Source organism: Aminobacter sp. Y103A (genome assembly GCF_030294925.1).
GTDB classification, from domain to species: Bacteria; Pseudomonadota; Alphaproteobacteria; order Rhizobiales; family Rhizobiaceae; genus Aminobacter; species Aminobacter ciceronei.
In genome coordinates this window covers 1,616,444-1,628,933 of sequence record NZ_AP017986.1, presented here as the reverse complement: position 1 = coordinate 1,628,933, position 12,490 = coordinate 1,616,444, and the positions used below count along the sequence as shown (strand labels likewise).

Annotated in this window: 11 protein-coding genes; 2 read left to right on the top strand and 9 right to left on the bottom strand. The window is 65.5% G+C overall.

Annotated elements, in window-relative coordinates; all coding sequences use genetic code 11:
- The first annotated feature begins 11 nt into the window (after positions 1-11).
- Positions 12-509 (top strand): peptide deformylase, encoded by a 498-nt coding sequence (locus Amn_RS07820; protein WP_185910196.1) that lies wholly within the window; start codon positions 12-14, stop codon positions 507-509.
- A 404-nt stretch (positions 510-913) separates the two neighbouring features.
- On the opposite strand, the gene Amn_RS07815 is transcribed toward Amn_RS07820, so the two are convergent.
- From Amn_RS07815 to Amn_RS07775, 9 genes are read right to left on the bottom strand one after another with little or no spacing between them, the layout of a single operon-like run.
- Positions 914-2,362 (bottom strand): M81 family metallopeptidase, encoded by a 1,449-nt coding sequence (locus tag Amn_RS07815; RefSeq protein WP_067964737.1) that lies wholly within the window; start codon positions 2,360-2,362, stop codon positions 914-916.
- Positions 2,363-2,384: 22 nt separating this feature from the next.
- On the bottom strand, positions 2,385-3,287 hold the full coding sequence (locus Amn_RS07810; protein ID WP_286296013.1) for a CobW family GTP-binding protein: 903 nt from the start codon (positions 3,285-3,287) through the stop codon (positions 2,385-2,387).
- A complete protein-coding gene (locus Amn_RS07805; RefSeq protein ID WP_286296012.1) occupies positions 3,284-4,777 on the bottom strand; it encodes an amidohydrolase family protein in 1,494 nt (497 codons plus the stop codon). The genes Amn_RS07810 and Amn_RS07805 overlap by 4 nt, the downstream gene beginning before the upstream one ends.
- Positions 4,770-5,591 (bottom strand): ATP-binding cassette domain-containing protein, encoded by an 822-nt coding sequence (locus tag Amn_RS07800; protein WP_286296011.1) that lies wholly within the window; start codon positions 5,589-5,591, stop codon positions 4,770-4,772. The genes Amn_RS07805 and Amn_RS07800 overlap by 8 nt, the downstream gene beginning before the upstream one ends.
- Positions 5,584-6,414, bottom strand: coding sequence for an ABC transporter ATP-binding protein (locus Amn_RS07795; protein WP_286296010.1), 831 nt, complete (start codon positions 6,412-6,414; stop codon positions 5,584-5,586). The genes Amn_RS07800 and Amn_RS07795 overlap by 8 nt, the downstream gene beginning before the upstream one ends.
- Before the next feature lie 2 nt (positions 6,415-6,416).
- A complete protein-coding gene (locus Amn_RS07790; RefSeq protein ID WP_182575453.1) occupies positions 6,417-7,313 on the bottom strand; it encodes an ABC transporter permease in 897 nt (298 codons plus the stop codon).
- The gene (locus tag Amn_RS07785; RefSeq protein ID WP_286296009.1) at positions 7,306-8,295 is read right to left on the bottom strand and encodes an ABC transporter permease; all 990 of its coding nucleotides are present in this window, start codon (positions 8,293-8,295) and stop codon (positions 7,306-7,308) included. The genes Amn_RS07790 and Amn_RS07785 overlap by 8 nt, the downstream gene beginning before the upstream one ends.
- 13 nt (positions 8,296-8,308) lie before the next feature.
- A complete protein-coding gene (locus Amn_RS07780) occupies positions 8,309-9,913 on the bottom strand; it encodes an ABC transporter substrate-binding protein (protein WP_286296007.1) in 1,605 nt (534 codons plus the stop codon).
- 26 nt (positions 9,914-9,939) lie between these two features.
- Positions 9,940-11,496: a serine hydrolase domain-containing protein gene (locus Amn_RS07775; RefSeq protein WP_286296005.1), complete on the bottom strand. Its 1,557-nt coding sequence runs from the start codon at positions 11,494-11,496 to the stop codon at positions 9,940-9,942.
- Between the two features lie 347 nt (positions 11,497-11,843).
- Between Amn_RS07775 and Amn_RS07770 the strand changes: the two genes are divergently transcribed.
- Positions 11,844-12,446, top strand: a complete 603-nt coding sequence (locus Amn_RS07770; RefSeq protein WP_286296004.1) for a helix-turn-helix domain-containing protein — start codon at positions 11,844-11,846, stop codon at positions 12,444-12,446.
- Positions 12,447-12,490: the final 44 nt, after the last annotated feature.

Genomic DNA, 12,490 nt, shown 5'->3' with positions numbered 1-12,490 from the left:
GGAGACCTGACGTGACGACCCGGCCAATCGTGAAATTTCCCGACCCGCGCCTCAAGCTCGTCGCCGCGCCGGTGACGGCCTTTGACGACGAATTGCGCGCGCTGGCGTTTGACCTGCTCGACACCATGCGCGCGGCACCCGGCATCGGCATCACCGCCCCGCATATCGGCATCGCCAGGCGGGTGGTGGTGCTTGAGCTTGAAGGCCCTGGTAGTGCCAGGACCTACGTCAACCCGCAGATACTCTCGGCCTCGGAGGAGACGATGCTCCACACCGAAGGCAGCGTCTCGATGCCTGGTGTGACCGATGAGATCAGGCGGCATGCACGCGTGCGCATCGGCTATCAGGATCTCCAGGGCATCCAGCGCACCGAGGAAGCTGAGGGCCTGCTCGCCGTCTGCCATCAGCACGAGATCGACCAACTGGACGGCATGTTCTGGATCCAGCGGCTGTCGAAGCTGAAGCGGGACCGGCTGATCAAGCGCTACGAAAAGCTGCAGCGGGCGTAGGAGCGTCCGACCTGTGCAGCAATCAAGGCTCAACCGGCCATCCGGCGGGCCAGTTCTTTTCGAGATTGTACAGGCGGCTTGTTCTGAGTTTCCGAAGGGACGAATTAAGATGATGGAACGTCTGAGGTTGCAAACGCACGCGAACGATCTCCTTGCGGAGCCCTTCATCGTTATAGCTGTCAGGCTTGTTGCCTCGGTCCTTTGTCCTCGTTCCCAAAGTCTCACCTAAGCAAATGCGAACTCCATGCTAGGCCGGATTCTAATGGCCTCAACAGCTACTTTCTACCCAGTTTGTTTCCGAATGGGGTTTGCGATCCAGGAATAGTCGACCCGACAACCACGCCGACATCGAAGATGATCCAGATATGCAGGGCGCGGCCGCCCAAGGTCTCGGCTGTCGCCGCCTAAGCGGTTACCGGCCATTTCGGCAACTTGATCCTGGTGTAGGGCAAGCTGGCGAGATTGGAGGTGACGGTGCCTTCCGAGGCAGCGTAGATCACGGCGCTGGCAACCTTCTCGTAGGACGCGCGGAAATGCTGCGTCGACTTGACCACCACGATCCGCTTGTCGGTGAGGTCGCAGCCGATATTGCTGAACAGGTCGGTGTCGATCGCCTGCGACCGCTCGGAGGCCAGGAGCACCTCGACGCCGCCGCAGTCGATCAGGGCGCAATCGCCCATCGGCGACGGCACGCCGCCAAGCCCGGTCATGACGAGGCCGCGCTTGAGTGCGACGACGCGGCAGGTGACATCGACCGGGTCGCCGGAGCGCGGACCGACCTTGCCGCCGACGCGCAGCGGCAGCACCGCCCCCTCACCCGCTTCGAACACCAGACGAACGGCGATCGGATCCCAGAGCGGGCCGATGACGGCATCCGGGATGCCGCGCGCGATCATGCGGGCGAGGAAGAAAGTCGAGTCGCTGGCGGCACCGCCGCCGGCATTGTCGGCGGTGTCGGCGATGACGACCGTGCCTGCGGGTGCCACAAGGGCCTGATCGAGCGCCTCGTCGATCGAGGGCATCGGCGGCACGATCTCGGCGCGCATGGCATAGAGGTCGTTGGCCAGCCGCTGCGCCAGCGACTGCGCGAGGTCCTCATTGTCGTCGGTGTAGACGACGACGCGTGTACCCATTTCAGGCACGTCGGCCCAGGGAAAGCCCTGCGCGATCGACACCGACAGCACCTTGTCCTTCTGCTCCATGGCGCGGATGCCGCGGATGATCGACAGGCCGGGCTCGGTGGTGGTGCGGATCAGGCTGACCATGCTGGTGTCGACGAGCGCGGCCTTGGGCCTGATCTCGCCGGTGGCGATACGGTGGCAGAGATCGACGAGCTGGACGCCGCATTCATAGACGTCGGTATGAGGGTATTCCTTGTAGGTCAGGAGGATGTCGACATTGTCGACCATCTCTGATGTCATGTGGCAGTGCGGGTCGAGCTCGCAGCCGACGACGGTGTCGGGGCCGACGATCGCGCGGATGCGTGCGAGGATGTCGCCTTCACAATCGTCATAGCCATCGGCGACCATGGCGCCGTGCAGCGACATCAAGACCATGTCGACCGGCAGGACGGCGCGCAGATCGTCAAGCAGCTGGTCGCGCAGCGTTTCATAAGCGTGCCGGGTCGTGGTGCCGCCGGGTTCGGCCGAGGCGCTCAGCCCTTCGAACAAGGTCCAGCCCTCGCGGCGGCCGCGTTCGCGCGCCGCCCAGAGCTGGCCGCCATACAGCGTCATGTGGTCCGGATGCTGGCCGGCGGGATAGTAGTCGCCGCCGGAAACGAAGGCGCCGAGGCCGGTGGGGATGGGCGAGAAGGTGTTGGTCTCGGTCGCAAGGACGGCACTGAACACACGCATGATGGATAACTCCGCTTGCGAATTAAGAGGCAGTGATTTCGGCGAGGCCGGCATGCGCCGTCTCGGCGTCGAGGACGCTGGCCTCGGCGATCAGGACGAGACGGCAATCGGGCTCGAATTTCGGGAACGGGCGCAAGGTGGCGCGGCGACCGACGAGCTGCAGCAGGAAACTCTGTCCGGGCCGCTCGACGAAACTGACGATGCCCTTGGCACGGATGAGCTTGGGCGCAAGCCGGTCGATGGCAGCCTGGAAGCGGTCGAGCGCGACCGGCCCTGATGACTGCCATTCGATCGAGGTGAAGCGCGATGCACCGACCTTGGCCTGGCCCGGTACCGGCTGCGGCCGGTCGATGACGAGCAGCGCCTCGATCGGCAAGGCATCGCCATCGGTTTCGAAGACCAGCGTCTTGTTGAGCCAGACGAGTTCCGCCCGCAGTGCCTCATCGGAGTTTTCCCTCGTCTTGGACAGGGCGATGAAATCGGCCGCCTCGACCTGGGCGCGCCAGAGCTCGTCGCGCAGGCGGGCCGGATTGGCGGCGACCTCGTCGGCGTCGACCACGGCAACGACAGCATCGAGCCGGATATCGTGCCACAGGATCGGGTCCATCAGCGTTTCGGTGATGCCCCTGGGGTCAGCGACGCCACTGGCTTCGATGACGATGTGGTCCGGCTGGACGGGCTGGGACAGCACCAGCTTGAGGGTACGCAGAAGGTCGCCCTGCAACGAGCAGCAGATGCAGCCGTTCTTCAGCCCGACGACGGTGTCGGCGGCATCCGCGATCAGCTCGGCGTCGATGTTGATGGCGCCGAAGTCGTTGACGATGGCGCTGATGCGACGGCCGTCGGCACGTTGCAGCAACTGGTTGATGAAGGTCGTCTTGCCGGCACCGAGAAAGCCGGTGACGACGAGGACTGGAACGCTCACCGGTCACCCCGCCTGATCGGGCGCCCGGGTGCCGCCGCCTGGTCGAGGACCCCGTCCGAGATCACCGCCTGGCCGTTGACCAGCACGTGGCGCATGCCCTGAGCGGGCAGGTTCATCTCGGCGAAGGTGGCGCGGTCGGTGACGGTGGCGAGATCGAAGACGACGATGTCGGCATCGCAGCCCGGCTGCAGCCGTCCCTTGCGCTTGAACAGCGGCGCGCAGCTCTCGACGATTTGCGCCGGAATGAGCGTGCATTTGGCAATCGCCTGGGCAAGCGGGATGGCGTCGCGCTCACGTACCCACTGGCTGATGAAGCGGGTGAAGGTGCCCGAGGATCTGGGGTGCGCCGTCTTGTCGGCTCCGAGCGGCCACTCGTCGCCTTCGTAAGGAGTGCCGTCGGGCTGGCTCCATGGCATGGCGTCGGAGGCGATGGCACCGCCGGGATAGGTGACGGAGACGTCGAGCAGCGCGCGATGGCGCGGATTGTCCTCGGTGTCGAGGAAGTGCCAGAGCACCAGCGCCGAGGGATCGGCCTGCCTGACCTGCTTGAGATCGTCGATGCCGTCGAGGCGGCGATGGGTGGCGACAAGCTCGATGGCGTCGTAGCCGGTGCCGGTGCGGGCGGAAAAGGCCGGATCGACGAAGAAGCCGGCGCTGACGACGGTCGAGCCCGTGCCGTAGGGATAGGCTTCGGTGGTGATCCTGAGCCCCTGCGCCTGCGCTTTGGCAATGATCGCCGCGGCGCGCTCGACGTCCTGAAGGCTGGTCGAGTTGAGGTGGCAGATGTGCATATGCGCACCGGTGGCGCCGGCCAGTCCGATCAAGGTGACATAGGCCTCGATCGAGCTCTTGGGGTCGATGTTCGACATCTGGGCGATGTGGGTATAGGTCGGCGTGTCGGTTTCGGCGGCGAGATCGCAGATCAGGCTCATCTCCTTGGCGCCTGCGCCGGGCGCATAACCGGCGGGAATGCCGATGCCGAGGCCGCCCTCCTCTATGCCCTGGCGGGTACGTGCCACGATCTCGTCTGCCTGCGCTTCGGTCGCAGCGTCCGTCGACCAGCGCGGATCATCGAAGCCGCGTCCCATCACCGTGATCGGCGCTTCGCCCGGCTTGAGCTCCAGTCCGATCATCACTGCCTTGCGGGCAAAGATCCAGGCCGACGCCGTGCCGTAGTTGAGCAGGCGCGCGGTCCTTGACTGCGCCTCGTACCAGCCGGCAACCGGCAAGGCGCCGACTTCCAGCTCGAGCGCGGTGGTGACGCCATCGAAGGCCTGCATGCGGTCGGCGGGCACGGACTGGCCATGCGCATGGAGATCGATGAAGCCGGGGGCAACGATCAGGCCGCTTGCGTCGATCACCTCGAGCGCCGGACCGAGATCGGCACCGATTGCGGCGATGCGGCCGCCTGCAATGGCGACGTCCGAAATCTCGTCGCGGCCGGTCTCGGGGTCGATGACGCGCCCGCTCTTGATCACGATGTCATGCATGGACAGCCCTTTCGGCGGCGCGGCGCTTCTTGCCCGGAACGGCATCGATCAGCCGGCGGGTGTAATCGGTTCCAGGCGTGCGGAAGATTTCCGACGTCGCGCCGACCTCTTCGAGCACGCCGTGGTTCAATACGCCGACACGCTGGCACAGATGATCGACGACCGACAGGTCATGCGAAATGAACAGCATCGCCAGCCCCTGTTCGCTGCATATCTTGCGCAACAGCTGCAGCACCTGCGCCTGGCTGGAGACGTCGAGTGCCGACACCGGCTCGTCGGCGATCAGCAGCTTCGGCCCCGATGCCAGGGCACGGGCGATGGCAATGCGCTGGCGCTGGCCGCCGGAGAACTGGTGCGGGAAGCGCTCGATCCAGTCAGGGTTGAGACCGACCTGCTGCATCAGTTCGGCCGCGCGCGTCGTCAGGGCCGCGCCCTTGAGGTCGGTGTAGGATTTGAGCGGTTCGGCCACGATGTCGCGCACGCGCCAGCGCGGATCGAGTGAGGCATAGGGGCTCTGGAACACCATCTGCACGTCGCGGCGCTTGTCGCGCAGGGCCTTGCCGCGCAAAGCCAGCCAGTCGACGCCGTCAAAGGTCACCGAGCCGGCGCTCGGGTCGGTCAGCCGCGCGATGATGCGGCCGATCGTCGACTTGCCCGAGCCGCTTTCGCCGACGAGCCCGAAGGCTTCGCCGCGCCGGATGGTGAAGCTGACGTCGTTGACGGCGGTGAGCTGGCGCGGCTTCTCGAATAGCCGGCCGGACAGGGTGAAATGGCGGACAAGGCCGCTGACTTCGAGCAGAACGTCATCAGCCATGGGCCGCCCCCGCCTGCGTGTGGCCGGCGCCGAAGCTTGGCCGCGCATTGAGCAATTGCATGGTGTAGGCATGTTTCGGATGGCTCAGCACGTCGTCGACATGACCCGCCTCGACAACGACACCGTCCTTCATCACCACGACGTCCTCGCAGACATCGCCGACGACGTCGAGGTCATGGCTGACCAGGATCATCGCCATGCCCTGCTCGCGGCTCAGCTCCTGCATCAGCCCGAGGATCTGCGCCTGTACGGTCACGTCGAGCGCGGTTGTCGGCTCGTCGGCGATCAGCAGAGCAGGCTTCAGCGCGATCGCCGCGGCGATGACCACGCGCTGGCGCATGCCGCCCGACAATTGATGCGGATAGGCGTCGATTCGACGGGCAGCGTCCTGGATGCCGACGCGTTCGAGCAGCTCAAGGCTGGCAGCGCGGATCGCCTTGCGCGACATGTCGGGGCGGTGGAAACCGAACACCTCGCCGATCTGGTCGCCGACCGGCATGACCGGGTTCAACGTCGCCATCGCATCCTGGAACACCATGGCGATGCGGTTGCCGCGCAACTGGCGCCAGTCGCGCCGGGACATGGCAAGCATGTCGCGGCCTTCGAAGGTCACCGCCCCGCCGAGAATGGCATGCGACGCATCGGTCAGCCCCATCAGCGCATAACCGATGGAAGACTTGCCCGAGCCGCTTTCGCCGACGACGCCGAGCACCGAGCCGCGCGCGACGTCGAAACTGACGCCGCCCACGGCACGGACCGGGCCGCTGCGGCTGGGATAGTCGACGGTCAGGTCGCGGACGGAGAGCAAGGGCGAGGCCGTCATGGTCACATCCGCTCCAGCCGGGGATCGAAATAGTCGCGCAGGAAATCGCCGAACAGGTTGATGCCGACCGAGGAGATCAGCACGGCGATGCCGGGCGCAATGACGATCCATGGCTGCTCGTAGAGGAAGTCGCGTCCCTCCGAGATCATCACGCCCCAGGATGCGGTGGGCGGCTGCACGCCGAGGCCGAGGAAGGACAACGCTGCCTCCGAGATGATGACCAGGGCGATGTCGAGGGTGGCAACGACAAGCACGGCGGGTAGCACGTTGGGCAGGACATGGGTAAAGATGATGCGCAGTTGCGACACGCCCATGGTGATCGCGGCGTCGACATAATCGAGCGTGCGGATGCGCATGGTTTCGCTGCGCACGATGCGGGCGAAATTGATCCACAGCGCAAAGGCCAGGGCCATGACCAGCGTGGCGAATCCGGCGCCCAGAACGGCCATGAAGATCAGCGCCAGCAGCAGGAACGGAAAGGCGAGCTGGAAGTCGACGATACGCATGATGATGGTGTCGACGATGCCGCCGAAATAGCCGGCAAGCGCCCCGAGCGTCGAGCCGAAAACGAGCGCTATCGACACCACGATCAGCGCCACCTGGATCGACACCTGCGCGCCCATGACGGTGCGGCTGAGGATATCGCGGCCCATATTGTCGCCGCCGAGCAGGTTGGTGGTCGAGCCGCCCTCCTGCCAGACAACAGGGGCGTAGCGCCATTCGATGACCTGCTGGGCGTGATCGTGCGGGGCGATGGATTTCGCAAACAGCGCACAGAGCACGACGATGGCGATCAGGAACAGGCCGGTCAGGCCCTTGGCGCTGCGGCCGAGGCTGCCGAGGAAGCGGCGCTCGGTGGCAGGCCGCGCTGCAGCGGGGACGATCACGGCCTCAGTCATTGCGCACCCGCGGGTCGATGAAGCGGTACAGGATGTCGACGATCAGGTTGAGCGAGATGAACAGCGCCGCCGACACCAGCACAACGGCCTGGATGATCGGATAGTCGCGGACATGGATGGAATCGACGGCGAGGCGGCCGATGCCCGGCCAGGCGAACACCGTCTCGATGACCACCGTGCCCGACAAAAGCGCGCCCATCTGCAGGCCGGCCAAAGTGACGATGGGCAGAAGCGCGTTGCGCAGCGCATGGCGCAGGATGATGGTGAGGCGCGGTGCGCCCTTGGCAGTGGCGAAGGTGATGTAGTCCTGCTGCAGGACTTCCAGCATCGCCGAGCGGATCAGCCGCGCATTGACCGCCACCAGCACGAAGGCCAGCGAGATCGACGGCAGGATGAAGTAGCGGAAAGCATTCCAGAAGATGCCGATGTCGCGTTCGGCGACGGCGCGGCCGATGCTGGCAAGGGCCGAGCCGCGATAGCCCGAGGCGGGCAGCCAGCGCAGCTCGATCGAGAACCACAGGATCATCAGCACGGCGAGCAGGAAGCCCGGCATCGACACGCCGAGAACGGCGATGAAGGTGCCGGCATAATCCAGCCAGCTGTCGCGCCTGAGTGCGGTGACGATGCCGAGCGGGATGGCGATGACGAAGGCCAGGAGCAGCGTCCAGAAAGCGAGTTCGCCCGTTGCCGGCAGGCGGTCGGCGATCAGGCTGGTGACCGGGACGCCCTGGCGGATAGAGGTGCCGAGATCGCCCTGCACGGCATTGCCGAGATAGGCGACGAACTGCTCGGGCACGGAACGCGTCAGCCCCATTTTCTCGCGCAGTGTGTCCATGTCCTGGACGCTCATGCCGGGATTGCCGGCGGCAATCACGTCGACCGGATCGCCCGGCACGAGCTTGACCAGCGAGGCCACCACAAGGATGACCCCGAGCAGGATGACGGCCGCATAGAGCAGCCTCGATACGACCAGCCTCAGCATCCGTCGGCGCGGGTCACGAGGCCATGCCGAGCAGGTCGACGCGCAGCTCTCCGCCGGGATTCATCCGGGCATCGACGACGTCCTTGGCGACGACGGCGAAGTTGAGCGGCTCGAACAGCGGCTTCCAGTAGGCCTCGGTGACGACCTTTGCCTGGATCTTGTCGAGGATGACTTGCCTGGCAGCAGGATCGGAGGTCACGCGCTGCTCGGCGATCATGCCGTCGAGTTCGGCATTCTCGTGGAAGGCCCGGTTGAGCGCGCCCTTGGTGTGCAGCACCGGGTAGACGATATCGGCGTCGGTGTAGGAATAGGTCGAGATGACCATGTCCTGCCCGCCTTGTGCGGTAATCGCCGCCCACTGGGCGATCGGCAGCGTTTCGATCGTGATTTCGACGCCGATCTCGCGCAGCTGCGCCTGGACCACCTCGGCCGTACGGCGGATGACCGGCGTGTCGTTGGCGACGAGCTTAACCTTCAGACCCTTGTCGAAACCGGCCTCGGCCAGCAGCGCCTTGGCCTTTTCGGGATCGTAGCCGTAGGAGAGTTCGGCGGTCTTGGGCGAATAGCCCGAGATGGAGCTTGCAATCGGAGAGGTCGCCGGCACGGCGAAGCCGTCGAGCGCAAAGGCGATCAGCCGCTTCTGGTCGATGGCATGGGCAAAGGCCTGGCGCACCTTCGGATTGTCGAAGGGCGGACGCTTCTGGTTGAACACCAGCGCCCGCATCATCTGGGCCGGACGCTCGATCATGATGGCGTCGGCATTGCCGCGCAGGCGCCGCACGCTGTCGAGCGGCACCGAAGCGCCACCATACATGGCGTTGATCTCGCCGGTTTCGAAGGCGGCGATGCGGGTCGAATCCTCGGGATAGTGGAACAGTTCGACGGCATCGACGCGGGCGAGCGCGGCGACCGGTGCGTAGTCGTCGTTGCGCTCGAGCCGCATGCCGCGGTCGGTCGACCATGACACGAACCTGAACGGACCGGCACCGACCGGCTTGCGGCCGAACTGGTCGCTCGCCGCTTCGACGGCGGCACGCGAGATCGGTGCCGAATAGCCGAGCGTCAGGCCGACCCAGACTGCGACGAAGGGCTCCTTGAAGAGATAGGCGACGGTCAGCGGGTCGACGGCTTCGGCGCGCTCCAGCGGGCCGAGGAAGAAGGCGCTGGGCGAAGCAGCCTCGGGCGCCAGATGGCGCGCCACGGTCCAGGCAACCGCTTCGGCGTCGCAGGGCGTGCCGTCGTGGAACTTGACGCCGGGCTTGAGCTTGAAGGTCAGCGTCTTGTTGTCATTGCTGAAGGCCCAGCTCTCGGCGAGGCCCGGCAGCACTTCGCCGTCGAAGCCGGCGCGCGCCAGCGGCTCATAGATCATATCCATCGTCGTCGACGACACCGACAGCGTGGTCTTGTGCGGATCGAGCGTGTCGGGCTCTTCCGAGCGGCCGACGCGCAACGTGCCGCCGGTCTGCTCGGCCAGTGCCTTGCCGGGCAAACCAAGCATGGCTGTGGCCGTGAGCGCTGCGGCGCCACCGAGGAAGGCGCGGCGCGTCAGCGTCGCCTGCTTGAGATAGGAACGCGCCAGGGCGTCGAACTGTTCAGGGGTGAGAGTGCGTAGGGACATGGTGGACCTCGCCGTAAAGTGGTTGATCAGGCTCGCTTGAAGGCCAGTTTCTTGATGCGGTCGGAGTTCATTTCGAAGCCGTCTGAAGTCACCGCCAGCGTCGCGTTCCACGGCAGGCCGGGGCGCATATCGGTACCGGGCTGCAACAGGAACCACAGGTCGGCATCGGCTGCGACGATGGGGGCTGCCATGGCGCCGAGCCCGGAACGCAGGCGGAACTCGCCCTTCGAGGCGTCGCCCGTAATCTCGACCTCGAGGTCCTGCGCCTTGTTGACGTAGCGCCCGGCCAGCGGGCGCGCGGCTGCAGCACCCGCCTGAAGAGGCGCGTAGAGGCGCGGCGTGCCGCAGAAGACACCGTCGAGCTTGCCGTCGGCGCGCGGGCTGAGCACCAGGTCGGTGATGGCGCGCTCGGGCTTGGCGCCGCCCTGGTGACCGAAGTCGAATCCGCCGACGCCGCCGGCGTTGAGGAAGGTCGCGACGCCGTCCTTGGCGACGATTTCGAAGACGTCGGGGCCACCCTCCTGCCGGTAGCGGCCAGGCGCGAGTGCGATCGGCGCCGGGGCCTTGTCGCCGAAATAGATGTCGGCGATGCGCCGGCCGAGCGCGAAGGAGGCGACCTGGTCGTTGTTGGCGATGATGACGACGCCGAAGCCATCATCGACGAAGCGGGTCGATTCCGACTTGCCGCCGGCAACCGTGCCGCCATGGCCGACGGCGCGGCGGCCGCGATAGACGTCGGTGACGAGGCCGAGGCCGTAGAAGCCTGTGGCGCCATTGTCGAAGACGCAGGGTGTTGCCATGCGCTCGTACATGTCAGGCGTGCCGACCTTGGGATCGAACATGTTCTGCTGCCAGACGATCATGTCGTCGAGCGTCGAGATCATGCCGCCCTCGCCGCCGAGATCGAGGCCCCAGTTGAGATTGGCCCAGCCTTCCTCGCGCCTGGTGTAGTGCGCGGCGAGCCGGTTCATCGCCGCGCCGTCGCGGATCAAAAGCGAGGTGTCGTCCATGCCGAGCGGGCCGGTGATGCGCTTGCGCAGCACCTCGTTGAAGGTCGCGCCCTCGATCTGCTCGATGATTTCCGACAGCATGAAGAAGCCGGCATTGCAGTAGGTCATGGCGCTGCCGGGCTTGAAGTTCAGCGCGTCCTGGCGAGCGATGACGTCACGACCGGTCTGGCGGTCGGAGGGCGTGAAAATGGACAGGCCGGCGAAGATCATCGCTTCGAGATGGTCGCGGAAGCCCGAAGTGTTCGAAGCGAGCTGCGCGAGCGTCACCGGCTGCTCGAGCTGCGGCACGTAAGACAGGTGCTTCTGCACCTCGTCGGACAGGCTGAGCTTGCCTTCGGCCTCCAGCATAAGGATCAGCAGGACGGTGAACTGCTTGGTCTGCGAGCCGATCCGGATGATCGTCTTGCGCCCCATCGGCACGGCATTGTTGATATTGGCGAGGCCGTAGGCGTTGGCGAAGATCTCGCGGCCATTTTCGGTGACCGCGACGACGGCGCCCGGGCTGCCGGGGCCGGTGAAATCCTGAAACAGCGCATCGATGCGCGCGGCGAAATCGGCCGGTGCCTTGGTCATGCCGGTCACTCCCTTACAGTTTTTGGATTGCCGGCGGCGCTGGGCGCTGCGCCGGATGTGCGTGGAAAGACGGTGCCGCAGCGCATCTCGACTGGCGTCGATGCCGTGCCGTCCTGATGCCTGTCGCAACGCATGGTCCTGCCCTCCCGCAGTGGCCGTGGCAGTCCGCCTGGGGCGTGCTGCAGCGCAGGAGCTACCCTGCAAAATCAAAACTTTTGCCGTTCCCGCTTTTTTGTGATGCAATCGGTAAGATTTCTTTTTTGATACGTCAAGTCGTTTGCGTAAACGCTAAATCCCTGCCATTTTCAGAAAATGAACCCGCTCACGCCGCCAAGACCGGAGGCCATGTGACCCACCAACCGCGACTGAGCGAATGCCTGCGCGCCATGCGCCAACGCCATGGGCTGAAGCTGCAGGAAGTCAGCGAGCGCACCGGGCTGGCGCTGTCGACGCTGTCCAAGGTCGAGAACGACCTGATGTCGCTGACCTACGACAAGATCCTGCAGATCTGCACAGGGCTCGATATCCCGGTCACGGAACTGCTGAACGTCGAGCCGGCAAAGGGTGTGGAGCGAACGCGGCGCTCGATCGTGTCAGGCACCAACACACTGCAACTGGCGACGCGGAACTACGACTACCGCTATCTGTGCACCGATCTCACCAACAAGCGCATGGTGCCGATCATCGCCAGGATCCATGCGCGTTCGCTCGACGAATTCGGCCCGCTGGTCCGTCACGTCGGCGAGGAATTCGCCTATGTGCTGGACGGCGAGATCGAGATCCACACCGACCACTACGCGCCGACGCGGCTCGCCGCCGGCGACGGCGTCTACATCGATTCGACCATGGGCCATGGCTACGTCTCGGTCGGCGACGGCGAGGCGACGATCCTGTGCATCTGCTCGGCGCCCGAATCCGGGCTGGAACAGGTGCTGATCGACCAGGCCTGACCGACGCAAGGTATCGAAGGCGGCATCGTCGAGAACCGCTCCGC